At 63.5% G+C, this 22,582-nt stretch carries 26 protein-coding genes; 16 read left to right on the forward strand and 10 right to left on the reverse strand.

The window, feature by feature from the left end; genetic code table 11:
• Window positions 1–19: 19 nt before the first annotated feature.
• A complete protein-coding gene (locus tag ACYG9V_RS01355) occupies window positions 20–1,078 on the forward strand; it encodes an RluA family pseudouridine synthase (protein ID WP_352765118.1) in 1,059 nt (352 codons plus the stop codon).
• A gap of 188 nt (window positions 1,079–1,266) precedes the next feature.
• Entirely contained in the window at window positions 1,267–2,178 is a 912-nt protein-coding gene (rpoH, locus tag ACYG9V_RS01360; protein WP_023670124.1) for an RNA polymerase sigma factor RpoH, read from the forward strand.
• 309 nt (window positions 2,179–2,487) lie between these two features.
• Here the strand turns inward: rpoH and ACYG9V_RS01365 are convergent, their stop codons facing one another.
• The 4 genes from ACYG9V_RS01365 to ACYG9V_RS01380 form a co-directional block, all read right to left on the reverse strand.
• Complete coding sequence (locus tag ACYG9V_RS01365; RefSeq protein WP_352765120.1) at window positions 2,488–3,360, reverse strand: MBL fold metallo-hydrolase; 873 nt, start codon at window positions 3,358–3,360, stop codon at window positions 2,488–2,490.
• 145 nt (window positions 3,361–3,505) lie between these two features.
• The gene (locus tag ACYG9V_RS01370; RefSeq protein WP_023670126.1) at window positions 3,506–4,165 is read right to left on the reverse strand and encodes a peroxiredoxin; all 660 of its coding nucleotides are present in this window, start codon (window positions 4,163–4,165) and stop codon (window positions 3,506–3,508) included.
• Window positions 4,166–4,355: 190 nt separating this feature from the next.
• A complete protein-coding gene (locus tag ACYG9V_RS01375; protein WP_023670127.1) occupies window positions 4,356–4,721 on the reverse strand; it encodes a cell division protein ZapA in 366 nt (121 codons plus the stop codon).
• 12 nt (window positions 4,722–4,733) lie between these two features.
• The gene (locus ACYG9V_RS01380; protein ID WP_023670128.1) at window positions 4,734–5,006 is read right to left on the reverse strand and encodes a DUF4164 domain-containing protein; all 273 of its coding nucleotides are present in this window, start codon (window positions 5,004–5,006) and stop codon (window positions 4,734–4,736) included.
• A 273-nt stretch (window positions 5,007–5,279) separates the two neighbouring features.
• Here ACYG9V_RS01380 and tkt point away from each other — a divergent pair, with 273 nt between their 5' ends.
• The 8 genes from tkt (at window position 5,280) to ACYG9V_RS01420 (ending at window position 15,062) form a co-directional block, all read left to right on the forward strand.
• Window positions 5,280–7,271, forward strand: a complete 1,992-nt coding sequence (gene tkt, locus ACYG9V_RS01385; protein ID WP_023670129.1) for a transketolase — start codon at window positions 5,280–5,282, stop codon at window positions 7,269–7,271.
• Between the two features lie 155 nt (window positions 7,272–7,426).
• Window positions 7,427–8,437 (forward strand): type I glyceraldehyde-3-phosphate dehydrogenase, encoded by a 1,011-nt coding sequence (gap, locus tag ACYG9V_RS01390; protein ID WP_023683984.1) that lies wholly within the window; start codon window positions 7,427–7,429, stop codon window positions 8,435–8,437.
• 206 nt (window positions 8,438–8,643) lie between these two features.
• Window positions 8,644–10,530 (forward strand): potassium/proton antiporter, encoded by a 1,887-nt coding sequence (locus ACYG9V_RS01395; RefSeq protein WP_352765122.1) that lies wholly within the window; start codon window positions 8,644–8,646, stop codon window positions 10,528–10,530.
• Between the two features lie 144 nt (window positions 10,531–10,674).
• Window positions 10,675–11,877 carry a phosphoglycerate kinase gene (locus tag ACYG9V_RS01400; RefSeq protein WP_352765124.1) on the forward strand — a complete coding sequence of 401 codons (1,203 nt, stop codon included), beginning with the start codon at window positions 10,675–10,677 and terminating at the stop codon, window positions 11,875–11,877.
• Between the two features lie 122 nt (window positions 11,878–11,999).
• Complete coding sequence (locus ACYG9V_RS01405; RefSeq protein ID WP_352765126.1) at window positions 12,000–13,025, forward strand: class I fructose-bisphosphate aldolase; 1,026 nt, start codon at window positions 12,000–12,002, stop codon at window positions 13,023–13,025.
• A gap of 174 nt (window positions 13,026–13,199) precedes the next feature.
• Window positions 13,200–13,940: a DUF899 domain-containing protein gene (locus ACYG9V_RS01410; RefSeq protein ID WP_352765128.1), complete on the forward strand. Its 741-nt coding sequence runs from the start codon at window positions 13,200–13,202 to the stop codon at window positions 13,938–13,940.
• Window positions 13,941–14,002: 62 nt separating this feature from the next.
• Window positions 14,003–14,716 carry an SGNH/GDSL hydrolase family protein gene (locus ACYG9V_RS01415; RefSeq protein ID WP_023683989.1) on the forward strand — a complete coding sequence of 238 codons (714 nt, stop codon included), beginning with the start codon at window positions 14,003–14,005 and terminating at the stop codon, window positions 14,714–14,716.
• A gap of 25 nt (window positions 14,717–14,741) precedes the next feature.
• Entirely contained in the window at window positions 14,742–15,062 is a 321-nt protein-coding gene (locus ACYG9V_RS01420; RefSeq protein WP_155924185.1) for a hypothetical protein, read from the forward strand.
• Window positions 15,063–15,071: 9 nt separating this feature from the next.
• On the opposite strand, the gene ACYG9V_RS01425 is transcribed toward ACYG9V_RS01420, so the two are convergent.
• Window positions 15,072–15,233: a hypothetical protein gene (locus tag ACYG9V_RS01425; protein WP_023683991.1), complete on the reverse strand. Its 162-nt coding sequence runs from the start codon at window positions 15,231–15,233 to the stop codon at window positions 15,072–15,074.
• A gap of 204 nt (window positions 15,234–15,437) precedes the next feature.
• Between ACYG9V_RS01425 and ACYG9V_RS01430 the strand changes: the two genes are divergently transcribed.
• The 3 genes from ACYG9V_RS01430 (at window position 15,438) to ACYG9V_RS01440 (ending at window position 17,046) form a co-directional block, all read left to right on the forward strand.
• On the forward strand, window positions 15,438–15,608 hold the full coding sequence (locus tag ACYG9V_RS01430; protein ID WP_023670139.1) for a hypothetical protein: 171 nt from the start codon (window positions 15,438–15,440) through the stop codon (window positions 15,606–15,608).
• A 181-nt stretch (window positions 15,609–15,789) separates the two neighbouring features.
• Window positions 15,790–16,200, forward strand: a complete 411-nt coding sequence (locus ACYG9V_RS01435) for a hypothetical protein (protein ID WP_031196067.1) — start codon at window positions 15,790–15,792, stop codon at window positions 16,198–16,200.
• Between the two features lie 126 nt (window positions 16,201–16,326).
• Window positions 16,327–17,046: a helix-turn-helix transcriptional regulator gene (locus ACYG9V_RS01440; protein ID WP_023683994.1), complete on the forward strand. Its 720-nt coding sequence runs from the start codon at window positions 16,327–16,329 to the stop codon at window positions 17,044–17,046.
• 63 nt (window positions 17,047–17,109) lie between these two features.
• Here ACYG9V_RS01440 and ACYG9V_RS01445 read toward each other — a convergent pair whose 3' ends face one another.
• The 3 genes from ACYG9V_RS01445 to ACYG9V_RS01455 all read right to left on the reverse strand — a co-directional run bounded on the left by ACYG9V_RS01445 (window position 17,110) and on the right by ACYG9V_RS01455 (window position 19,702).
• The gene (locus ACYG9V_RS01445; RefSeq protein ID WP_023670142.1) at window positions 17,110–17,802 is read right to left on the reverse strand and encodes a DUF1013 domain-containing protein; all 693 of its coding nucleotides are present in this window, start codon (window positions 17,800–17,802) and stop codon (window positions 17,110–17,112) included.
• A 326-nt stretch (window positions 17,803–18,128) separates the two neighbouring features.
• Complete coding sequence (locus tag ACYG9V_RS01450) at window positions 18,129–18,269, reverse strand: DUF1127 domain-containing protein (RefSeq protein ID WP_023670143.1); 141 nt, start codon at window positions 18,267–18,269, stop codon at window positions 18,129–18,131.
• 422 nt (window positions 18,270–18,691) lie between these two features.
• Window positions 18,692–19,702: an NAD(P)H-quinone oxidoreductase gene (locus ACYG9V_RS01455; protein WP_352765129.1), complete on the reverse strand. Its 1,011-nt coding sequence runs from the start codon at window positions 19,700–19,702 to the stop codon at window positions 18,692–18,694.
• Window positions 19,703–19,848: 146 nt separating this feature from the next.
• Between ACYG9V_RS01455 and ACYG9V_RS01460 the strand changes: the two genes are divergently transcribed.
• The 3 genes from ACYG9V_RS01460 to ACYG9V_RS01470 all read left to right on the forward strand — a co-directional run bounded on the left by ACYG9V_RS01460 (window position 19,849) and on the right by ACYG9V_RS01470 (window position 21,674).
• Window positions 19,849–20,043 carry a DUF1192 domain-containing protein gene (locus ACYG9V_RS01460; RefSeq protein WP_023670145.1) on the forward strand — a complete coding sequence of 65 codons (195 nt, stop codon included), beginning with the start codon at window positions 19,849–19,851 and terminating at the stop codon, window positions 20,041–20,043.
• A 96-nt stretch (window positions 20,044–20,139) separates the two neighbouring features.
• Window positions 20,140–21,378: an MFS transporter gene (locus ACYG9V_RS01465; RefSeq protein ID WP_023670146.1), complete on the forward strand. Its 1,239-nt coding sequence runs from the start codon at window positions 20,140–20,142 to the stop codon at window positions 21,376–21,378.
• Between the two features lie 32 nt (window positions 21,379–21,410).
• Window positions 21,411–21,674 (forward strand): ArsR/SmtB family transcription factor, encoded by a 264-nt coding sequence (locus ACYG9V_RS01470; protein ID WP_023670147.1) that lies wholly within the window; start codon window positions 21,411–21,413, stop codon window positions 21,672–21,674.
• A 29-nt stretch (window positions 21,675–21,703) separates the two neighbouring features.
• Here ACYG9V_RS01470 and ACYG9V_RS01475 read toward each other — a convergent pair whose 3' ends face one another.
• Both ACYG9V_RS01475 and ACYG9V_RS01480 read right to left on the reverse strand, forming a co-directional pair.
• Entirely contained in the window at window positions 21,704–22,168 is a 465-nt protein-coding gene (locus ACYG9V_RS01475) for an SRPBCC family protein (RefSeq protein ID WP_023670148.1), read from the reverse strand.
• A 16-nt stretch (window positions 22,169–22,184) separates the two neighbouring features.
• Window positions 22,185–22,559 carry a nuclear transport factor 2 family protein gene (locus ACYG9V_RS01480; RefSeq protein ID WP_032893136.1) on the reverse strand — a complete coding sequence of 125 codons (375 nt, stop codon included), beginning with the start codon at window positions 22,557–22,559 and terminating at the stop codon, window positions 22,185–22,187.
• Between the last annotated feature and the right edge of the window lie 23 nt (window positions 22,560–22,582).

Below are 22,582 nucleotides of genomic sequence, written 5' to 3' on the forward strand. Positions count from 1 at the left end.
CTTTCCGGAACTTTTTTCGATGAGCGCTCATACCGAAGAGACCCCTGAATTGATAGAGGCTGGACAATTCATAGAGGCGGCGCCGACCGTGCTCGAAGCCGGCGCGGAAGCGGCCGGCCAGCGCCTCGACCAGTGGCTGGCGAGCGCCCTCGGGCCTGACATGTCGCGCAGCCGGGTGCAGATGCTGATCCGGCAAGGTGCCGTTTCGATCGACGGCAAGCCGGTCGACGAGACCAAGCGCAAGATGAGTGCCGGCGAGCGCGTATCGGTCGTCATGCCCGAGCCGGAACCGGCCGAACCGCAAGGCGAGCCCATCGTGCTCGACGTGCTTTATGAGGACGACGAGCTGATCGTCATCAACAAGCCGGCCGGCCTCGTCGTCCATCCCGGCGCCGGCAACTGGACCGGCACGCTGGTCAATGCCCTGATCCACCACTGCGGCGACAGCCTTTCAGGGATTGGCGGCGTCAGGCGGCCGGGCATCGTCCATCGGCTGGACAAGGAAACCAGCGGCGTCATGGTGGTGGCCAAGACCGACCGCGCCCACAAGGCGCTGTCGGAGGCCTTTGCCGACCACGGCCGCACCGGCGACCTCGAACGTGCTTATTTGGCGCTGGTCTGGGGAATCCCGTCGCGGCCGACCGGAACGGTCGACGCGCCGCTTGGCCGTGCCGCCGACCGCGTGCGCCGCGCCGTCGTGCCGGAAGGCCGTGACGATGCCCGCCACGCCGTGACCCATTTCACCGTCAAGGAGCGTTTCGGCGAGGGCCAGAAGGCGTTCGCCACCGCCAGCCTGGTCGAATGCCGGCTGGAAACCGGCCGCACCCACCAGATCCGCGTTCACATGGCTCATATCGGCCATCCCGTCATCGGTGACCCCGATTACGGCCAGGCCTTCCGCACCAAGGCCAACCGGCTGCCTGAACTGCTGAAGGGTCAGGTCAAGGCGTTTTCCAGGCAAGCTTTGCATGCCTGGCTCCTTGCATTTCGGCACCCGGCTACCCATTTATCGATGAGGTTCGAGGCGCCGATACGGGGGGACATGGAGGAACTCGTCGGCGGCTTCCGCAAGCTCTGAACCAGCCAGCTAAAACCTGAGCGGCATTGTTCACTTCAGCGTGACACACTGTTTCGTGTTGAACAAATGCCTGTCTTTTCTGGTTTTGTTCCTATATAAATCAGTTGTCGCGGGCGAGCCTTTTGGTGCTCGCGTCACATGCCCGCCGCGTTTCGGGGGCATCACTCCAATAGAGAGGGGGCGCAATCATGGCCCAGTCACTACCCAGTATTGTTTCCGGCGAAGGCGGCCTCAGCCGCTACCTGGAAGAAATCCGCCGCTTTCCCATGCTTCAGCCGCAGGAAGAGTACATGCTCGCCAAGCGCTACGCCGAGCATGAAGACACTTCCGCTGCGCACAAGCTCGTCACCAGCCATCTTCGGCTCGTCGCCAAGATCGCCATGGGCTATCGCGGCTACGGCCTGCCGATCGGCGAAGTGATCTCGGAAGGCAATGTCGGCCTGATGCAGGCCGTCAAGAAATTCGAACCCGAGCGTGGCTTCCGCCTCGCGACCTACGCCATGTGGTGGATCAAGGCCTCGATCCAGGAGTACATCCTGCGCTCGTGGAGCCTGGTCAAGATGGGCACGACCGCCAATCAGAAGCGCCTGTTCTTCAACCTGCGCAAGGTGAAGGGCAAGATCCAGGCGCTGGACGATGGCGACCTCAAGCCCGACCAGATCACCGAGATCGCCACCAGGCTGAACGTGTCGGAAGCCGAAGTCGTGTCGATGAACCGCCGCCTGTCGGGCGACGCGTCGCTGAACGCGCCGATCCGCGCCAGCGAAGGTGAATCCGGCGAATGGCAGGACTGGCTGGTCGATGACCACGAAAGCCAGGAAGACATGCTGATCGAACAGGACGAGCTGGAAAACCGCCGCGGCATGCTGTCGGGCGCTCTGGCCGTGCTCAACGATCGTGAGCGGCGCATCTTCGAGGCCCGCCGCCTCGCCGAGGAGCCGCTGACGCTGGAAGAGCTGTCGTCCGAGTTCGACATCAGCCGGGAGCGCGTGCGCCAGATCGAGGTGCGCGCCTTCGAGAAGGTGCAGGACGCGGTCAAGGCCGCCGCCAAGCGCCAGATGCAGGCGCTGCGCACGATCGAGGCGCAGCCGGCGGCGTAAAGCTGGGTTCGGCTAAGGAACAGAAGGCGGCGTCGGGAAACCGGCGCCGCCTTTTTTTATGTCTTACGCTTACGCTGGCGATTGGCGAAAGCATTCTTGACATCCAATCTCCCCCCTTGCGGGGAGATGTCCGGCAGGACAGAGGGGGGCGTGACGGAACGCCGCCTTTTCGTGCTAGCTACCCCAACCGAACCAGCTCGATCACACAGCTAAAACCATTAGACGGGTCGGCGGGACAGCACCCCCCTCTGCCCTGCCGGGCATCTCCCCCTCAAGGGGGGAGATTAGCTGTTCATCGACAGCACCCTCTCAAAGCCCATCAAGCGGAAACTTCAGATACCGCCTCTCATTGGCCTCCGGTTCCGGCAGCCGTCCACCATTCATGTTGACCTGCAGCGCATGCAGGATCAGCCGCGGCATCGGCAGTGTCTTGTCGCGCGCTTCGCGCAAGGCGACGAACTCGGCTTCGCTGCGCGCCGCAACGAGGTGGATATTCTTTGCCCTCTGCTCGGCGACCGTGCTCTCCCAGCACGGCTCGCGCCCGCCGGCCTGATAGTCGTGGCCGACAAACACCCGCGTTTCGTCCGGCAGCGCCAGAACGCCCTCAATCGAATGCCACAGCCGCGCGGCACTGCCGCCGGGAAAGTCCGTCCTTGCCGAGCCGCTGTCGGGCATGAACAGCGTGTCGTGGACGAAGGCTGCGTCGCCAATGACATAGGTGATCGAGGCCAGCGTGTGGCCGGGCGAGAACAGCACCTTGACCGGAAGGTTGCCGATCATGAACGTTTCGCCTTCCCCAAACAGCCGGTCCCACTGCGAGCCGTCGGCGGGGAAATCCGGCCAGTTGTAGATCGCCTTCCACAGCGCCTGGACTTCGACGATCCTGTCGCCGATCGCCGTCGGCGCGCCGGTCCTTTCCTTGAGATAGTGCGCCGCCGAGAAATGATCGGCATGCGGATGGGTGTCCAGGATCCACTCGAGCTCCAGCCCGTTTGCCCGGACGAAATCCAGCAAGGCGTCGGCATTCTTCGTCGCCGTCGCGCCGGATTTTTCGTCGAAATCGAGGATCGGGTCGATGACGGCGCAGCGTCTCGTCACCGGGTCGGTGACGACATACTGGATGGCGCCGGTCGGCTTGTCGTAGAAGCCGGCGACCTCAGGTTTGGCCGAAGCGATGTCCAATGTCCGGCCCCCCTGCCCCTTGCCCGACAGGAACCGTTTTCTCCGTCGGGTTGAACAAGAGCATGGTCATCTGGCAAAGCGCGCCGGTCAAGCACGCCTTGCCACAAATAGGACTGAAGCCCCAAATAGCTCCGACGGAGAAAACCTAGGCTGACGGCTGCTTGGTCTTCCTGAGATAGGGCAGGATCGTCTCGAAAGCGCCAAAACGCTTGACCGCATCTTCGTTCGAAACCGCGGCGGTGATGATCACATCCTCGCCCTGCTTCCAGTTGGCCGGCGTCGCCACCTGGTGCTTGGCCGTCAGCTGCATGGAATCGACCGCGCGCAGGATCTCGTCGAAGTTGCGGCCCGTCGTCATTGGGTAAGTCAGCACCAGCTTGATCTTCTTGTCCGGCCCGATGACATAGACCGAGCGCACCGTGGCGTTGTCGGCCGGCGTGCGGCCTTCCGACGTCTCGCCGGCGCCCGCCGGCAGCATGTCATAAAGCTTGGCCACCTTGAGGTCCTTGTCGCCGATCAGCGGGTAGTTCACCGTCTGGCCGGTCGCCGTCTTGATGTCGGCCTGCCACTTGTCGTGGCTCGCAACGGGATCGACGGAAATGCCGATGACCTTGACGTTGCGCTTCTTGAACTCGCCTTCGAGCCCCGCCATCGTGCCCAGCTCGGTGGTGCAGACCGGGGTGAAATTCTTCGGATGGCTGAACAGGATCGCCCAGCCGTCGCCGATCCAGTCATGAAACTTGATCGGCCCTTGCGTGGTCTCGGCGGTGAAGTCAGGCGCGATGTCGTTGATACGAAGGCTCATGGCATTATTTCCCCAGCAACAGATTTCGTCAGGAGCGGCCGTGGACGGCGTCAACGCTCCGGCATTGCCGCATCTTAGCGCAAAAATCGCGGCTGCAGGACAATAGGAAACTATTATTGGCGACGGAACGAGCACTTTCGTTCTACGGACCGACGTTGGGCCGACAATCTTTCGTTTGTGCGGGGAAGGCTCAGGCCTTGTTGACCGCCAGCGACGTGGCCAGGTCTTCCATGCGCTGGGCGAGCGCGCCGAGCGCGCTGGTCAGCACGGTGTCGTTCTTGTCGGCCTTGGTCAGCGCTTCGTCGCGCGTCTTGCGCAGCGTCTGCACTTCGGTCTCCATGCCCTTGACCCGCTTCTGCAGCTCCGAAAGCTCGTCCATCACCATGATGCCGGCCATCACCGTCAGCCGCTGGTCGCCGATCTCGCCGAATGAATCCTTCAGATGCGAGACATAACGGTCGAACCGCTCGGCGAGGTCGATCAGGTGCTCTTCCTGACCCTCGTCGCAAGCCATGCGATACTGCTTGCCGTCGATGGAAACCGTGACCTGTGCCATGGCCTGCAGCTCCTACCTGTCCAGCACCGCGCGGATGGTTTCCATGGCGGTCACCAAGCGGCGCGACACTTCCTTGTTGGCATCTTCCAGCCGTTCGGCGCGGGCTTCGGAATTGTCGAGTTCCTGCGCCAGCCGTGAACGGTCGGCGTTCATGCGCTGCACCTCAGCCTCGGCTTCGGAATAGTCGCGTTCATGCTCAAGCTTGGCCGCGACTGCGTTTTCCAGCCCCTCGATGGCCTTGCCCAGCCTGTGGATGACTTCCTTGAGTGTGGTTTCGCCGGTCATGGCCTTCGTCCTGTGCCCTGCCCATCACCGAATCGCTTCGCGTTCAGAACGCGTTAACAAGGAAACATTAGGCACCGGGTGAAGGCAACGTCAACAAAGCTCTCGCGACTGTCCCCCGCTAACGCTAATGTAGGTCGCCCCATAAGGTCTCAAAGCCATCACAAGACCGGCAAATGTGCAGCCGATTTGTTGACTAAAAGCCCGTGGCTGCTATGTGTCGCGCACTCTTTCCTGGGCTCTGCCAAGCCCACAAATCCCCACCCCGGAGGTACCATGACGTCGCGTGAACAACATGACCGGATGGCCAATGCGATCCGTTTTCTCTCCATGGACGCCGTCGAGAAGTCCCAGTCCGGCCATCCCGGCCTGCCCATGGGCTGCGCCGACATCGCCACAGTGCTGTTCACCCGCTTTCTGAAATATGATCCGAAGAACCCCCATTGGCCGGACCGAGACCGCTTCATCCTGTCGGCCGGCCACGGTTCTATGCTGCTCTACTCGCTGCTGCATCTGACCGGTTACGAGGACATGACCCTCGACCAGATCAAGCATTTCCGCCAGCTGGGTTCCAAGACTGCCGGCCATCCCGAATACGGCCATGCCACCGGCATCGAGACGACGACCGGCCCGCTCGGCCAGGGTCTCGCCAATTCGGTCGGCTTCGCGCTCGGCGAGCGCATCATGAACGCCGCCTTCGGCAACGACCTCGTCGACCACTACACCTATGTGCTGGCCGGCGACGGCTGCCTGATGGAAGGTGTTTCCCAGGAAGCCATCGCGCTGGCCGGCCACCTCAAGCTCAACAAGCTGATCGTCTTCTGGGACAACAACAACATCTCGATCGACGGTCCGGTTTCGCTTGCAGACAACACCGACCAGGTCGCCCGCTTCCAGGCCTCGGGCTGGAATGCCAGCCACATTGACGGCACCGACCCCGAGGCGATCGCCTACGCCATCGAAGCCGCCCGCCATTCCGACAAGCCGACGATGATCGCCTGCAAGACGACCATCGGCTTCGGCGCCCCGACCAAGGCCGGCACCAACAAGGCGCACGGTTCGCCGCTCGGCGCCGACGAGATCGCAGGCGCGCGGAAATTCTTCAACTGGGACTCGCCGCCCTTCGAAATTCCGGCCGACATTCTCGACGCCTGGCGCACCGCCGGCAAGGCCGGCGTCAAGCCGCGCACCGACTGGGAAGGCCGCCTGGCCAAGGCCAAGCCTGAGTTGAAGGCCGAGTTCGAGCGCCGCCTCGCCGGCAAGCTGCCGTCGAATTTCGATGCCGTCATTGCCGACTACAAGAAGAAGCTGTCGGCCGACAAGCCGAAGGTCGCCACCCGCAAATCGTCGGAAATGGCGCTGGAAGTCATCAATGGCGCGGTGCCGGAAACCATCGGCGGCTCTGCCGACCTCACCGGCTCCAACAACACCAAGACCAGCCAGACCAAGAACATCACGCCGGACGATTACGGCCAGCGCTATGTCCACTACGGCATCCGCGAGCATGGCATGGCGGCCGCCCTCAACGGCCTGACGCTGCATGGCGGCCTCATCGCCTACGGTGGCACCTTCATGTGCTTCTCTGACTATGCCCGTCCGTCGATGCGGCTGGCGTCGCTGATGGGCATCCGCTCGATCTTCGTCATGACCCATGATTCGATCGGTTTGGGCGAAGACGGCCCGACCCACCAGCCGGTCGAGCACCTGGCGGCGCTCCGCGCCATCCCCAACCACAATGTCTTCCGTCCGGCCGACGCGGTGGAAACCGCCGAATGCTGGCAGATTGCCATTGAATCGGAAAAGACCCCGTCCACCCTGGCGCTGACCCGCCAGAACCTGCCGACGGTGCGCACCGAGCACTCGGCCAGGAACCTCAGCAGCCAGGGCGCCTATGAACTGGCCGCGGCGAGCGGCGAAGCGGCGGTGACGATCTTCGCCACCGGCTCCGAGGTCGAGATCGCGCTCGGCGCCCGTGATTTGCTTGAAAAGCATGGGCACCCGACCCGCGTCGTCTCGGTGCCTTGCTTCGAACTGTTCGACCAGCAGAGCGACGCCTATCGCAAGGAGACGATCGGCAACGCGCCGATCAAGATGGCGATCGAGGCCGGCATCCGTCAGGGCTGGGATCACCTGATCGGCTCCGACGGCATCTTCATCGGCATGACCGGCTTCGGCGCTTCCGGCACCATCGAGCAGCTCTACCCGCATTTCGGCATCACCGCCGAAGCCGCGGCCAAGGCGGCGGAAGCCCGCCTGCACGGCAAGTAAGATCAGGGTCAGTCCCGCGCACCTCCAAGGCGGATTCGCGGGGCTGGACCAACCTAATCGATTTAAGTTCGGCCTTCTGCGGCTGGATTCTTGTGCCATCCGCCGCTATGAAGCTGCGGACCCATCTGCCGCCTCCAGCTCCCAGGGAGAGTAAAATGACCGTCAGAGTTGCCATCAACGGATTTGGCCGCATCGGCCGCAACATCCTGCGCGCCATCCATGAATCCGGCCGCAAGGACATCGACGTCGTCGCCGTCAACGACCTCGGCCCGGTCGAGACCAACGCGCATCTGCTGCGCTATGACAGCGTGCACGGCCGCTTCCCGCACGAAGTGTCGGTCTCGGGCGACCAGATCACCGTCGGCAAGGAGACCTTCAAGGTCACCGCGATCAAGGACCCGGCGCAGCTGCCGTGGAAGGAGCTCGGCATCGACATCGCGCTCGAATGCACCGGCATCTTCACCGCCCGCGACAAGGCTGCCGCGCATTTGACCGCCGGCGCCAAGCGCGTCGTCGTCTCCGCGCCTGCCGAAGGTGCTGACCTCACCGTCGTCTACGGCATCAACCACGACAAGCTGACCAAGGACCACATCGTCATTTCGAATGCGTCCTGCACCACCAACTGCCTGGCGCCGCTCGCCGCAGTGCTGCACGAGACCGTCGGCATCGAAAAGGGCATGATGACGACGATCCACTCCTACACCGGCGACCAGCCGACGCTGGACACCATGCACAAGGATCTCTACCGCGGCCGCGCGGCTGCCCTGTCGCAGATCCCGACCTCGACCGGTGCGGCCAAGGCGATCGGCCTGGTGCTGCCCGACCTCAAGGGCAAGCTCGACGGCATCTCGATCCGCGTGCCGACCCCCAACGTCTCGGTCGTCGACTTCAAGTTCATCGCCAAGCGCGCCACCACCGTGCAGGAGATAAACGAAGCGGTGATCGCCGCCTCCAACGGCAAGCTGAAGGGCATTCTCGGCGTCACCCATCATCCGAATGTGTCGATCGACTTCAACCACGATCCGCGCTCGTCGATCCTGGCGCTCGACCAGACCAAGGTCATGGACGGCAACTTCGTTTCGGTGCTGTCCTGGTACGACAATGAGTGGGGCTTCTCCAACCGCATGGCCGACACCTCGGTCGCCTTTGGCAAGACCATCGCCTGATCTGAAGGCATCGTCTCGCAGCTTCGAACGCCCGGCTGTGCCCGGGCGTTTTTCGTCAGCGCGCCGGGCAAGGCGCGCCGAGCCGCCAAACGCCGGAAAATCAGCGGCATAAGGCAAAAAGCCATCCTTGCGCCTTGCACCGGCCATGCCTTCGCCCCACTCTCCCGTGAATCGGTAGAAAGAGGAATTCGAGGGGCAAATCACGGATGGAGCATGCGATCTATCTCGTCACGCTGGTCGGCACAGCGCTAGTCGTCGCCGCAGCGTTCTCGAGCCTGATCGCCTTCCGCTTCGGCGCCCCTTTGCTGCTGCTCTTCCTCTGCATCGGCCTCGCCAGCGGCGTCGATGGTCTCGGTATCGAATTCGACAATGCGCGCGTGGCATATTTTGCCGGCTCGCTGGCGCTGGCGGTCATCCTGTTCGATTCCGGTTTCGGCACGCCGCTCAACGCGCTGCGCCAGGCGGCCGGACCGGCGGTGTCGCTGGCGACCTTCGGCGTAATCCTGACCACTGGCCTGTTCGGCGCCGCCGCCTATTACCTGCTCGACCTCAGCTGGCTGGAATCCTTCCTGCTCGGCGCCGCGGTCGCCTCGACCGATGCGGCGGCCGTCTTCTTCCTGCTACGCGCCGGCGAGATCAATCTGCGCGAACGCGTGCGCGCGACACTGGAAGTCGAATCCGGCACCAACGACCCGATCGCCATCTTCCTGACCATCACGCTGGTCGAGATCATCGCCGCCCACGCCAATCCCGAGACCCATGTGCTGGTCACCGACCTGATCCTCGGCTTCCTGCTCAATATGGGGCTCGGCGCCGTCGTCGGCGTGCTTGGCGGGCTCGGCATCGTGCGCCTCGTCGACCGGCTCAACCTTGACCATGGCTTGCTGCCGATCTTCGTGCTGACCCTGTCACTGATGGTGTTCGCCGCGGCCGGCGCCATTGGCGGCTCGGGCTTCCTGGCGGTCTATCTCGCCGGGCTCATTGCCGGCAACTCCGACATCCGCGCCGTCACCATCCTGAAGCGCTTCCAGGACGGCATGTCGTGGCTGGCACAGATCATCATGTTCCTGATCCTCGGCCTGTTCGCGACACCCTCGCAGTTTCCGGCGATCATGGTGCCGGCGGTGCTGCTCGGCCTATTCCTGATGTTTGTCGCGCGCCCTGTCGCCGTCTGGCTCTGCCTTATCCCGTTCCGCCTGCCGCGTCCCGAGATCGCCTTCGTCTCCTGGGTCGGCCTGCGCGGCGCCGTGTCCATCCTGCTTGCCATCACCCCGCTGCTCGGCGGACTGGAGAACGGCCGCACCATCTTCAACGTCGCCTTCATCATCGTGCTGGTATCGCTGGTGGTGCAGGGCTGGTCGGTCGGTCCGCTGGCGCGCCGGCTCGGCCTGATCGTGCCGGCGAGGCTCGGGCCGCTCGACAAGGTCGAACTCGAACTGCCGGGCTCCGCCCATCACGAACTGCTCGCCTACCGCGTCGCGCCCGGCAGCCCGGTGGCGCGCGGCGAGCGTATCCCGCGCTGGGCACGGCCCTCGTTGGTGCTGCGCGACGGCCGCTCGATGCGTTTCCAGGACATGGGCCGGCTCGCGGCCGGCGACCAGGTTTATATCTTCGTGCCCGACCGCTATCCGCGCCTGCTTGACAAGCTGTTTGCCAGCCGCGCCGTAGTCGACCCCGAGGATGCCGACTTCTTCGGCGCCTTTGCCGTCGATCCCGCCCGCTCGGCCGCAGAGCTCGAGGCCGCATACACTCCGGGATTGAGCGAAGCCGAGCAGAAGCTCACCGTCGGCGCGCTGGTGACGGCGCGGCTCGGCGGCCATGCCGAATATGCCGACCGGGTGCTGATCGGCCCGATCGAATTGATCGTCCGCGACGTCGACGACAAGGGCAAGATCACCGGTCTCGGCCTGTCCTTCGAGCCGACCGCGCCGGTGGCGCGGGTTCCGGTGTTCCTGAGCGCCGGCGAGATCCGCGATCGTGTCTCCGCCTTCATCCGCAACTGGCGCAAGCCGACCGCGACGCAGACTGCAGAGGCGATAGCCAATGAGAAGGCCCTTGAGCCGACAGCGGAAAAGGTAACGACCGAAGGCTGACAAGCGATCGGTTCACGCTGACGTCCCGCATCATCACGACAGCCTTCGCCTTGATCTCAAAATTTAGCTCGCACTCCGGCTCAAGCCTTGCATCGTCATCGATGCGAGGTATGGTCCCGGCGATTTTCACGGAAAGGAACCAGCATGGCCGCCTTCAAGACACTCGACGATATCGGCAATATCAGCGGCAAGCGCGTGCTGGTGCGCGTCGACCTCAACGTGCCCGTCGCCGACGGCAAGGTCACCGACGCCACCCGCATCGAACGCATCGCACCGACTATCGCCGAGCTGTCCGGCAAGGGCGCCAAGGTCATACTGCTCGCGCATTTCGGCCGCCCGAAGGATGGTCCCTCGCCCGAATTTTCGCTGGAGCCGATCGCCAAGGCTACCGCGGAGGTGCTTGGCCGCCCGGTCGGCTTTGCCGGCGATTGCGTCGGCGACACGGCGGGCAGTGCGGTCGCCGCCATGAACAAGGGCGATGTGCTGCTGCTGGAAAACACCCGCTTCCACAAGACCGAGGAGAAGAACGACCCTGATTTCACAGAGCGGCTCGCCGCCAATGGCGATATCTTCGTCAATGATGCCTTTTCCGCCGCCCACCGGGCGCACTCCTCGACCGAAGGCCTGGCGCGGCTGTTGCCGTCCTATGCCGGCCGCACCATGCAGGCCGAGCTCGAGGCGCTGGAGAAGGGGCTCGGCAATCCGGTCCGCCCTGTCGTCGCCATTGTCGGCGGCGCCAAGGTGTCGACCAAGATCGACCTGTTGATGAACCTGGTGAAGAAGGTCGACGCGCTGGTGATCGGCGGCGGCATGGCCAACACTTTTCTCGCCGCGCGTGGCACCGCTGTCGGCAAGTCGCTGTGCGAGCATGACCTTGCCGCGACCGCCAAGCAGATCATGATCGAGGCCGCCGAAGCCGGCTGCGCCATCATCCTGCCTGTCGACGGTGTCGTCGCCAAGGAATTCAAGGCGGGTGCGGCCAGCGAGACCGTTGCCATTTCGGATGTCCCGGCTGACGGCATGATCCTCGATGTCGGCGAAAAGACCGTGAAGACGATCGGTGAATGGATCGACCGCGCCGCGACGCTGGTCTGGAACGGCCCGCTCGGCGCCTTCGAGATCGAGCCTTTCGACCACGCCACGGTGGCGGCGGCCAGGCACGCGGCGGCCCGCACCAGGGCCGGCAAGCTGGTCTCGGTCGCCGGTGGCGGCGACACGGTGGCCGCCCTCAACCATGCCGGCGTCGCCGACGACTTCACCTATGTCTCGACCGCCGGTGGCGCTTTCCTGGAATGGATGGAAGGCAAGCCGCTGCCCGGCGTCGACGTCCTGAAGAAGCAGGCCTGATCGGATTGGGGGGCACAAAAACGGACGCCAGGAACTTTCAACCGATTCGAGCTTTCCGATGCCATTCCTTTGGCGGTAGAGTTCCGTTAAGCGCGGAACAACACCGTCAAGGAGAAGCAAAAATGAGCGAACGTCTCGAAGACATTGCCGCCGCGATGGTGGCCGGCGGCAAGGGCCTGCTGGCCGCCGATGAGAGCTCCGGCACCATCAAGAAGCGCTTCGACGTTATCGGCGTCGAATCGACGGCCGACAGCCGCCGCGACTACCGCGAGATGATGTTCCGCGCCAAGGACGCAATGACGAAGTACATCTCCGGCGTCATTCTCTACGACGAGACCATCCGTCAGAAGGCTGCCGACGGCACGCCTCTGGTCGACATCATCAAGGCGGCGGGCGCCATTCCCGGCATCAAGGTCGATGCCGGCGCCAAGCCGCTGGCCGGCTTTCCCGGCGATACCGTTACCGAAGGCCTCGACGGCCTGCGCGAACGGCTCGCGGATTATTACAAGCTCGGCGCCCGCTTCGCCAAATGGCGCGCGGTGATCGACATCGACACCGGCAAGGGCGTGCCCTCGGTCAATTCGATTGGCTCCAACGCCCATGCGCTGGCCCGCTATGCCGCACTGTGCCAGGAGGCCGGCATCGTGCCGATCGTCGAGCCGGAAGTGCTGATGGACGGCGCGCACGACATCGACACCTGCTACGACATCTCGAAGGCAACGCTGATCAAGCTCTATGACGAGCTGCATGCGGCGCGCGTTGTGCTGGAAGGCACCATCCTGAAGCCGAACATGGTGCTGGCCGGCAGGAAGTCGGGCAAGGTGAGCAGCCCCGAAGAGGTCGCGGAAAAGACCATAAAACTGTTCCGCGAAACCGTACCGGCAGCGGTGCCGGGCATCGCCTTCCTTTCGGGCGGGCAGTCGGACGAGGAGGCGACCGCCAACCTCAACGCCATCAACGCCATCGGGCCGCATCCGTGGAAGCTGACCTTCTCCTATGGCCGCGCCTTGCAGGCCGCCCCACAAAAGGCCTGGAGCGGCAAGGCATCGAACGTCGCCTCCGGCCAGGCCGCCTTCACCCATCGTGCCCACATGAACCATCTGGCGGCGCTGGGACGATGGACGGCGAGCCTCGAACAGGCCGCCTGAGCGCAGTCCTCCCGTTGTCATACAACCCGGGCCGATGCGCCCGGGTTTTGTTTATGACAAGGCGGGCTTGGGACGGAGTTCGCCCATCCTTATCTCCTTTTCGGCAAAAGCTGACGGCGATGTCGGTTTCTGCCCACCCCGAACGTCCTTGGGTGAACAGACAGGGAGAACTTCATGACTCGCAAGAAGGTGGTTTCGCGTGAAGACTGGTTTGAGGCGCACAAGGCGCATCTGGCGCGCGAGAAGGAATTGACACGGTTGCGTGAGCGCATCGCCGCCGAGCGGCGTGAACTGCCCTGGATGAAAATCCGCAAGGACTATGTCTTCGAGACCGAGCAGGGTCCGAAGAACCTGGCCGGACTGTTCGGCGCCAACAGCCAACTGATCGTCTACCACTTCATGATGACGCCAGGATCGAACCACCGCTGCGAAGGCTGCTCCTTCCTTGCCGACCATATAGACGGCGCCGATCAGCATCTCAGGCGCCACGACGTGTCGCTGGTGGTGGTTGCGCGCGCGCCGCTGGCGGAACTGCTGCCTTACAAGCAGCGTATGGGCTGGAAATTCGACTGGGTGTCGTCCTACGCCTCGGATTTCAACTTCGACATGCAGGTCTCCTTCACCGACAAGCAGATCGCGGCCGGCGACACCACCTACAATTTCGAGACGCGTCCGCGCACGTCAAAGGACCTTCCCGGCACCAGTGTTTTCTACAGGGACGAGAACGGCGACATCTTTCTCACCTTTATGTCGCGCGCCCGCGGCGGCGAGGCGCAGATCGGCACCTATGACTATCTCGATATGACGCCGAAGGGCCGCGGCGAAAATGGCCCTTATCAAAGCCTGATGGACTGGGTGCGGCTGCATGACGAATATCAGGAAAAGCAGGCGGCTAAGGAAAACTGCTGCGACTAGAAGCGCGTTCACCTGCGCCCAAACATGCGCTAAGGCTGCCGTTAACCTCTAACGGTATTGCCATGCGCTTCCCGGCCCTTCTTACCTGGCTCGCCTACCCCGTCTATGTCTGGCAGGGCCTCGGCGTGCGCCGCCGCACCACCCGCATGCTGCCGGCACAAGGGCCGGTCATGCACGAAATATCGGGCAAGGCGCCGGCCATCTCGCTGCTGGTGCTGGGCGATTCCTCGGCCGCTTCCGTCGGCATCGGCAATTCCGAGAACGGGCTTGCCGCGCAGCTTGCCGTCATGATCGCGCAGCGAACCGGCCTTGCCGTGCGCTGGCGCGCCGCCGGCTTCAACTCGGCAACGTCGGGCCAGATCCGCGACCATGTGCTGCCCAATCTGTCGGCCGATCGGTGGACGCATATAGTGCTGGCCATCGGCACCAACGACACCAAGAATTTCCACTCGGTGCCGCGCTTCAAGAAAGAGTTCGGCGGCCTGCTTTACGCGCTGCGCGCCAAATGGCCGGAGGCCCGCGTCGTCTGGTCGCCGGTGCTGGAATTCACCCGTGCGCCGGCCATGCCGCCGCTGCTCGGCAAGATACTCGAAATCCGCGCTACCGCAATGAACCGCATGGGCGAGCGCCTCTGTTTCGAGCGCGGCGCCGTGCCGGCGCCACGGCTGCCGATCACCAACCCTGAGGCCGGCTTTGCCTCCGATGGCTTTCATGCCTCGGAAGCCGGTTACCGCGCCTGGGCCGAACATCTGGTCGGATGGGTGCTCGCCGATTGACCTGAGGGGGCACAAGCTCGGACTGGTGGGCTTCAGAGAACTGACGCGGGTATTTCCAAATACTGTTGATTGCAGCCTGCTTCCAATGGATCTGAGCCAGAATATCATCCAGCAGCAATGGACGAGCTACGGCCTGGATTCCGAAACCGGCAACGACACCTGCACGCTGACCGGCAACCGCGCCGAATCGAGCAAGCATGTCATTCCGGCCGGCCCGGCCAACGCCACGCCTTTTATTGCGGCGAACCTGCCGGAATTCATGACGACGCGCGGTGGCGATTACTTCTTCGTGCCCAGCCTCAACGCCATCCGGATGATTGCCATGGGAACGGTGGACCCGACCTGACCCTCAAGGCTATGCCCAGTGCCCCAGCGCACCCGCCAGCGCGATGGCCGCCATGGCGATCAGGGCCAGCTTCCAGAAATCGCCGCGCCGCTTCAGGCCCGGCCAGCCGAGCGGCTTGATCAGCTGAATGGCCATCATGCCGATGATGACGAGCGCGAGGAGTTTCGACATGCCCGCCTTTGAGCAGCATCGCGACAGGCTGTCAAAGCGGTTCTTGCATGGTCTCGGTCGACTTGGCCATTCCTGACAAAAGGCTCGTTTCCGAACCGACCGCCAAGCACCTCGCAGCTTTCTTCAACGAGCTGACATGCTCCTGACAGACTGCTGTCAGGAGGGGTATGCGATAGTGTCTCCATCAGAGAAGAGGAGATGGTCATGAACAGCTTTGGTATTTTGAACAGCGTACAGCACTATGTCGGCAAGATCCGCACGATGCGCAATGAAGTCCGTACCCAGCGCTTCCTGAACTCCTTGCCGGCGGACATCCGCAAGGACATTGGCTGGCCGGATATGTATGAGGGTCACAGCCGCATTCGCGAGATCTGAGGCGTTTTACCTGACAATGCTTGGATGCGGACCCCGCAACGCCCGGATCATTGACATGGACCCCCGGGCAGCGACCCCTCGGGCTGGCGCAAAAACTTTGGCGCCTGCTACGGACAATGCTGAAGGCTCCTGACAGAATGCTGTCAGGAGCACCATGCCATAAACGTGTCAGGAGACATGAATGGTGAAAAGCTGGAACGACAGGCTGAACACGCCGGGCGTCAACGGCGTGAAGCCGACGCCACGCACAATGGGCGACGTCGTCGAGGGCCAGCCGATGCTGGTGCCGACGCCCCGTCAGGTCGATGATTTCATCCGCACGATCCCCAACGGCGTCGAGATGGATGTACGCGCCTTGCGCACTGCGCTCGCCATCGAGCATGGGGCGCAAGTGACATGTCCGGTCACCATCGGCTATCATCTGCGCACCGTCGCCGAAGCCGCCAATGAGGATCTCGAACGCGGCATGACGCTGAACGATATCACGCCGTACTGGCGTGTGCTCGACGTGAACACGCCGACAACGAAGAAATTGTCCTTCGGCGCGGAATTCGTCGCCGTGCAGCGCAAGCGCGAAGGACTTAAACCATAATGCGTGTCGCCCAAAAGTGCGCAGCGGTTTTTGGGAGAACGACAAGCATAAAACAGGAGATGGATGTCACCCGGAACCGGTTTCGGGACCGTGACATTCATAGACAAGCAGCCGAGGGACCATACGATGCGACGTGCCGACAGGCTCTTTCAGATCGTGCAGCACCTGCGTGGCGGCCGGCTGGTCACCGCCCAGAAGCTCGGCACATGGCTCGAGGTTTCCGAGCGGACCATCTACCGCGATATCGCCGATTTGCAGTCGACCGGAGTGCCGATCGACGGCGAGGCCGGCGTCGGCTACATGATGAGGGAGGGTTTCGACCTTCCGCCGCTGATGTTCACGCGTGACGAAATCGTCGCGCTGGTCGCCGGCGCCCGCATGGTGCGGGCCTTTGGCGGCGCGGCCATGGCGCGTGCGGCCGACGAGGCGCTGGTCAAGATCGGCGCCGTCCTGCCCGACGCCGAGAAGGACCGCATCGCCCGCACCGAGATCCACACGCCGATGTGGGTGGTGAGCGACGCCGCGCGTGAGGCGATCGACGTGATCGAGCGCGCTGTCGAGAAGCGACAGGTGCTGACCATCGACTACCGCGACGAGGCCGGCCGCGGCACCGGGCGTGACATCCGTCCGCTCGGTCTGTGGTTCTGGGGCAAGGTATGGACGCTGGTTGCCTGGTGCGAGATGCGCGACGATTTCCGCGCCTTCCGCATCGACCGCATCGCCTCGGTGGTCATCGCCGGCCGCATCTTCAAGCCGGAGCGCGGCAAGCAGCTTGCCGACTTCTACCGCGCCGTCGAACGCTCGGAGGACTATGGCATGACGCCGGACCGGGCGGCGCGCAGCTGAGACTTCGACAATCAATGAAAAAGCCCGCTCGAAGCGGGCTTTTTTGTTGAACTGTCGCAAACCTCACTCGTCGTCCGCATCTTCCTTCTTGGACTTGAGCGCCGAGAGCTTGGCGAACACGGCGTTGGCGTCGAGTTCGGCATCCTCGTCCTTCGGCTTCTCCGGCGCCGGCACCAGGCGCTCGGTCACGGCAGCCGGCAGCAGCGTGTCGCCGACAGGTTGCGCCTGCTCGCGGCCGCGCGAGGCGCGGTTGACTTCCATGTCGAGGTCGATCTGCGAAGCGAGACCCAGCGTCACCGGGTCCATCGGCTGCAGATTGGCCGAATTCCAGTGCTTGCGCTCGCGGATCTGTTCGATCGTCGACTTGGTCGTGCCGACCAGGCGCGAAATCTGCGCATCCTTCAATTCCGGATGGTTGCGGACCAGCCACAGGATGGCGTTGGGCCGGTCCTGGCGCTTCGACAGCGGTGTGTAGCGGGGACCCTTGCGCTTGGATTCCGGCACCCGCACCTTGGGGTCGGACAGTTTCAGGCGCTGGTTCGGATCCTTCTCGGCGCGCGCGATCTCGTCGCGGGTCAGCTGTCCGGTCATGATCGGATCCATGCCCTTGATGCCCTGCGCCGATTCGCCGTCGGCGATCGCCTTGACCTCGAGCGGATGCAACCCGCAGAACTGCGCGATCTGCTCGAAGGAAAGCGCGGTGTTGTCGACCAGCCAGACGGCGGTCGCCTTGGGCATCAGCAGCGTATTGGCCATTTCAAAAATCCTTCTCGTTCGCCCGCGTTCCCGCGCGGGCGGTGGTTTAGAGCCACCAAAATGGGAAATTCGCGGCCTGTATAACCGCTCCGCTGCCGTTTCGCAATGTTTTTGGCGCAGGGCGCAGCCGTCGGACACCGGACAGCGGGGGAGGCCAGGAGGACCTCGGCTCCGGCGATCATTGATGCCGAGTTGTACAGGGGGTCCAAAACGACAAAACCCGCCGGACAGGGTCCAGCGGGCTCGGAACCGGCGACGGGATACCGTCTGCGGCGGCTCTTGCTTCTGCCGCGTGGTCAGGCCTCATCGGTCGACCAGGCTTCGAATTAGATGGCCTTGCGGGCAATCCTCTCAATGTCGCCGCGGCTGATGCCGAGATCGCTGAGCTGACGGGCATTGAGCTTGTTCAGCTCGCGCACGGTTTCGTTGTACATACGCCAGTTACGGAAAGCGCGGATCGGGTTCATGGTTGTCCTCCAGTTGTTGGATCAAATCGTTTCGATGACGCTTAGATAGGCAGTGCTGCCCACGAATTGAACAGACGTCTTTGCATAGCCGCAATGCAAATGCTGCATTGCAGCATTAAGCTTCTGTTCATCTTGCCGACAGGCTGAGCGCGGAGCATGGCGCGAGGTTCAGGTCAGGCCGAGCAGAGAATGGCGGCTCCCGAGAACCGGCCTACGCCGGTCCGTAGCCTTCATAGAGCGGAGGCATTTATGACGGCTTCGGCCGGCGAAGGCCGGAGCGGAGCGTACTTCAGTACGAAGCACCGGCCTACGCCGGCCGTAGCCTTAACTGCCGCAACCCCTCATGAGGGCTTCGGCCGGCGAAGGCCGGAAGCGCAGGGAGCCGCCATTCGCAGGCCGGCCTCACCTGAATCTCGCCCCATCTAGCCGACGTCGAGAACGATCTTGCCTATATGCTCGCCCTCTTCCATGCGCTCATGCGCCCGCCAGGCGTCGGTCAGCGGGAAGATCATGTCCATCACCGGCGCTACCTTCCGGGTGCCGAGCAGCGGCCACACCTGTGCTTCCAGTGCGGCGGCGAGCGCCGCCTTGAACTCGACCGTGCGAGGCCGCAGCGTCGAGCCGGTGTGGGTCAGCCGCTTGACCATGATTTTCGAGAAATCGGCGCTCGCCACCGCGCCGGCCTGGACGGCGATCTGGACGATCCTGCCCTCGACCGCGGCGGCCTCGTAGTTGCGCGCGATATAGTCGCCGCCGACCATGTCGAGAATGACGTCGGCCCCCTTGCCGCCGGTCGCATCCTTGACCGCCGCGACGAAATCCTCCTCGCGGTAGTTGATCGCCCGGTCGGCGCCGAGTTTCAGGCAGGCGTCGCATTTTTCCTTGCTGCCGGCGGTGGTGACGACATAGGCGCCGAAGGCCGACGCCAGCTGGATCGCCGTGGTGCCGATGCCCGATGAGCCGCCATGGACCAGCAGCGTCTCACCCTTTTTCAGGCCGCCGCGCTCGAACACATTGTGCCAGACGGTGAAATAGTTTTCCGGAACCGCGGCCGCCTCCGTGTGGGTGAAGCCGGCGGGCAGCGGCAGCACGCTGCCGGCATGAACCTTTACATATTCGGCATAACCGCCCCCCGGCGTCAGCGCGCAGACCCGGTCGCCGATGCGCCAGCGCGATATCTCGTCGCCAAGGGCGGCCACTTCGCCCGATGCCTCGAGACCGGGCAGGTCGGAGGCGCCGGGCGGCGCCGGATAGGCGCCCTTGCGCTGCTGCACGTCGGGGCGGTTGACGCCGGCCGCACGCACCCGGATCAGGATTTCGCCGGGACCAGACACCGGCACGTCGCGCGTTTCCGGTTTCAGCACCCGCGGCCCGCCCGGTTGCGAGATTGCGATGGCCGTCATCGTGGCTGGAATTTTATGTCCGCTCGCCATGAAATTTCCCGTCTCGGTCCGCCGGTCTGTCGCCGGCTGCCAGCTTCTTGCCGGCCGTTTGCATCTGCGCCCCTGCCCTATGTATGCTGATTGCCGGATCAGGCAAATGGCCAAATCAGCCCAATACTGAATAGGGAGGAGCGACGATGGCGATCTTCGACGACGAACCCAAAAAGAAAGCCCGCCCGCATGAGATCGGACAGGATCTGTCGCTGCTTTCGGTCGGTGACCTTACCGAACGGATCAGCATCCTGCGCGAGGAGATTGCCCGGCTCGAAGCCGAGCTCCAGACCAAGGGCAGCACCAAATCGGCGGCCGAAGCCCTGTTTCGCCGCGGCTAGTTTTCGCGTTAGTTTCGGCGTTGAGCATCCGCCGCCGAAAAGCCCGAATGCGCCTGTCTTCAGACCCCGCCACCGAATCTCCAGACGGATCAAACAATGTTTGCAAGCTACAGGCCGATCCTCTCGCTGCTTCGCGGCACCGCTTTCCTGCTTGCGGCTTCGGGATTGCACGGCCTGTTGTTGCCGTTGCGCGGCCAGATCGAAGGGTTTTCGACCGCATCGCTCGGTCTGATGGGCACGGCCTGGGCCGGTGGCTTCGTCACCGGCTGCTTCTTCGCACCGCGCCTGGTGCGCCGCGCCGGCCACGTCCGGGCGTTCGGCGCCTTTGCCGCTTCGGGCGCCATCGTGGCGTTGCTTACCGGCCTGATCATCGACGAATATGTCTGGATCCTGCTGCGCGCCTTCACTGGCTTCACCATGGCCGGAGCCTTCATGGTCATCGAAAGCTGGCTGAACGAGAAGGCCACCAACGAGAACCGCGGCACCGTCTTCGGCCTCTACATGATGGTCACCTATGCCTCGATCATGGGCGGCCAGATGATCGTTGCGGGCGGCGACGTCAGATCGGCGTCGCTGTTCATGATCACCGGCATATTGTTCTGCCTGTCGCTGATCCCGACCGCGGTGTCGTCGGCTTCGTCTCCCAAGCCTTTGCAGGACGTCAAGCTCGATGTCAAAGGTCTCTACGCCAACTCGCCGGTGTCGGCGATCGCCTGCCTGTTGGTCGGCATCGCCAATGGCGCCTGGGGCACGCTTGGCGCCGTCTACGGCGCCCGTATCGGCATCTCCACCGCCCAGATCGCACTGATGATGAGCCTTGTCGTTATTGCCGGCGCGGCCATGCAGCTTCCGGCCGGACGCCTCTCCGACAAGACCGACCGCCGTTTCGTGCTGGCGGGCGCGGCTTTCGGCGCCGCACTGTTCGCCATCCTGATCTTCCTGTTCGAACCGCGTTCCGCCGTCCTCGTCATTGTCTTCGCCGCCGCCTACGGCGCCTTTGCCTACACGCTCTATTCGATCGCCGTGGCGCATGCCAACGACCACGCCCGATCGGAGGATTTCGTCAAGGTCTCGGGCGGCCTGCTGCTTCTGTATGGCTTCGGAACCATGATCGGGCCCTTGCTGGCTGCCGCCCTGATGGGCTGGCTCCGCCCCGAAGGCCTGTTCCTGGCCACCGCGCTGGCGCATCTCAGCCTCGCCGCCTACACGCTGCTGCGCATCAGCCGCCGCGCGCCGGTGCCTATCGAAGACCGCGACGCCTTCAAGACCCAGCCGGCCGATCGCTCGGTCACCCCTGAAGCACTGCGGCTCAGAAAAGCGGAAGCCGACGGTTGAGATTTGAAAAGCTTTGCCCCACAAGTATAGGCATGATCTTTTCTGACGCCTTCATGGCGATTGCCGACCCCAACCGGCGCTATCTTCTGGAAGAGCTCCGGCGTGGCCCGAAAACCGTCAACGAACTGGCTTCGGGCCTGCCAGTCTCCCGCCCGGCCGTGTCCCAGCATTTGAAAGTGTTGCTGGACGCCGGTCTGGTTCAGGCCAAGGCCGAGGGCACGAGGCGGGTCTATACAGTCAGCAGTGGCGGCTTCCTCAAGCTCAATATTTGGCTTGATCAGTTCTGGGAAGCATAGGCCGCGATTCCAGCTCGCCTCCCTGGCTTTCAAGTGTCCGTTGCCAGCGCCTTGCCCAGCGCATCGAGCAGGAATCCGGTACCATGCTCGCGCGATGACGGTGTGTCGTGCCCATCGAGAAACGCGCCCTGCTCGGTGAGCACCAGACGCGTGCCCGTGCCTTCCGGGCGAAGCTCAATTGTCGCCAGCGAAACCGAGATTCTGACATCACCGAACAGCATGTCGTAGCTGTAGACGATGCGCTGGTTGGGCACGATGTCCTGATAGGTGGCGGTATAGGTGTGGATCGGCCCGTCCTTCGGCCCGCCGGCATTGACCTCCTGGCCGCCGACGCAAAAATCCATTTCGTGCCTGTGGGTCATCGGGTTGTCGGGGTCGGCGAACCAGCGCCGCTTGGCGGCCGGATCGCTGAGCGCGAAATAGACTTTCGCCGGCGCAACTGGATAGAGGCGCTCGAGGACGAAGGTGGAGTGGACGACGGATCGTTCGGCCATGGTCGGGTCCTCTTGGTCAGCTTGATGGTTTCTGCGCGACGAAGACGCCGTCGCGATAGGACGCGCCGAAATAGACTTCGACGGCGCGCAACCTGTCGCCATGGAACAGATGCAGTTCGGTGTTGCGGAAGGTCTTTCCGTCCGCCGTCTCGCAGCGATAGAGGACAAAGGCGGCGTCCTCGTCCTCGCATATCCGCTCGATGACGATCGAGCTGAAGGCCGGGCTGTCCGGCCAGCAGCGCTCGAAATAGGTCGCACGGTCGATGGCGTCGTCATAGGGGCTGGTGAAGGTGAAATCGTCGGCGAGCACCGCCGCGACGGCAGCCTTGTTATTCGCCTGGTAGGCGGAAAAATAGCCGCGGATCAACTCCGCTCTGCTTTTGCCGGGCATGGTCATTTCTCCTCTGCTTCAGG

Source organism: Mesorhizobium sp. W016, assembly GCF_054719485.1.

Coding starts and splice junctions, on each gene's coding strand:
- ACYG9V_RS01355 (WP_352765118.1), top strand. CDS start 20: ATGAGCGCTCATACCGAAGAGACCCCTGAATTGATAGAGGCTGGACAA.
- rpoH (WP_023670124.1), top strand. CDS start 1,267: ATGGCCCAGTCACTACCCAGTATTGTTTCCGGCGAAGGCGGCCTCAGC.
- ACYG9V_RS01370 (WP_023670126.1), bottom strand. CDS start 4,165: ATGAGCCTTCGTATCAACGACATCGCGCCTGACTTCACCGCCGAGACC.
- ACYG9V_RS01375 (WP_023670127.1), bottom strand. CDS start 4,721: ATGGCACAGGTCACGGTTTCCATCGACGGCAAGCAGTATCGCATGGCT.
- ACYG9V_RS01380 (WP_023670128.1), bottom strand. CDS start 5,006: ATGACCGGCGAAACCACACTCAAGGAAGTCATCCACAGGCTGGGCAAG.
- tkt (WP_023670129.1), top strand. CDS start 5,280: ATGACGTCGCGTGAACAACATGACCGGATGGCCAATGCGATCCGTTTT.
- gap (WP_023683984.1), top strand. CDS start 7,427: ATGACCGTCAGAGTTGCCATCAACGGATTTGGCCGCATCGGCCGCAAC.
- ACYG9V_RS01395 (WP_352765122.1), top strand. CDS start 8,644: ATGGAGCATGCGATCTATCTCGTCACGCTGGTCGGCACAGCGCTAGTC.
- ACYG9V_RS01400 (WP_352765124.1), top strand. CDS start 10,675: ATGGCCGCCTTCAAGACACTCGACGATATCGGCAATATCAGCGGCAAG.
- ACYG9V_RS01405 (WP_352765126.1), top strand. CDS start 12,000: ATGAGCGAACGTCTCGAAGACATTGCCGCCGCGATGGTGGCCGGCGGC.
- ACYG9V_RS01410 (WP_352765128.1), top strand. CDS start 13,200: ATGACTCGCAAGAAGGTGGTTTCGCGTGAAGACTGGTTTGAGGCGCAC.
- ACYG9V_RS01415 (WP_023683989.1), top strand. CDS start 14,003: ATGCGCTTCCCGGCCCTTCTTACCTGGCTCGCCTACCCCGTCTATGTC.
- ACYG9V_RS01425 (WP_023683991.1), bottom strand. CDS start 15,233: ATGTCGAAACTCCTCGCGCTCGTCATCATCGGCATGATGGCCATTCAG.
- ACYG9V_RS01430 (WP_023670139.1), top strand. CDS start 15,438: ATGAACAGCTTTGGTATTTTGAACAGCGTACAGCACTATGTCGGCAAG.
- ACYG9V_RS01435 (WP_031196067.1), top strand. CDS start 15,790: ATGGTGAAAAGCTGGAACGACAGGCTGAACACGCCGGGCGTCAACGGC.
- ACYG9V_RS01440 (WP_023683994.1), top strand. CDS start 16,327: ATGCGACGTGCCGACAGGCTCTTTCAGATCGTGCAGCACCTGCGTGGC.
- ACYG9V_RS01445 (WP_023670142.1), bottom strand. CDS start 17,802: ATGGCCAATACGCTGCTGATGCCCAAGGCGACCGCCGTCTGGCTGGTC.
- ACYG9V_RS01450 (WP_023670143.1), bottom strand. CDS start 18,269: ATGAACCCGATCCGCGCTTTCCGTAACTGGCGTATGTACAACGAAACC.
- ACYG9V_RS01455 (WP_352765129.1), bottom strand. CDS start 19,702: ATGGCGAGCGGACATAAAATTCCAGCCACGATGACGGCCATCGCAATC.
- ACYG9V_RS01460 (WP_023670145.1), top strand. CDS start 19,849: ATGGCGATCTTCGACGACGAACCCAAAAAGAAAGCCCGCCCGCATGAG.
- ACYG9V_RS01465 (WP_023670146.1), top strand. CDS start 20,140: ATGTTTGCAAGCTACAGGCCGATCCTCTCGCTGCTTCGCGGCACCGCT.
- ACYG9V_RS01470 (WP_023670147.1), top strand. CDS start 21,411: ATGATCTTTTCTGACGCCTTCATGGCGATTGCCGACCCCAACCGGCGC.
- ACYG9V_RS01475 (WP_023670148.1), bottom strand. CDS start 22,168: ATGGCCGAACGATCCGTCGTCCACTCCACCTTCGTCCTCGAGCGCCTC.
- ACYG9V_RS01480 (WP_032893136.1), bottom strand. CDS start 22,559: ATGCCCGGCAAAAGCAGAGCGGAGTTGATCCGCGGCTATTTTTCCGCC.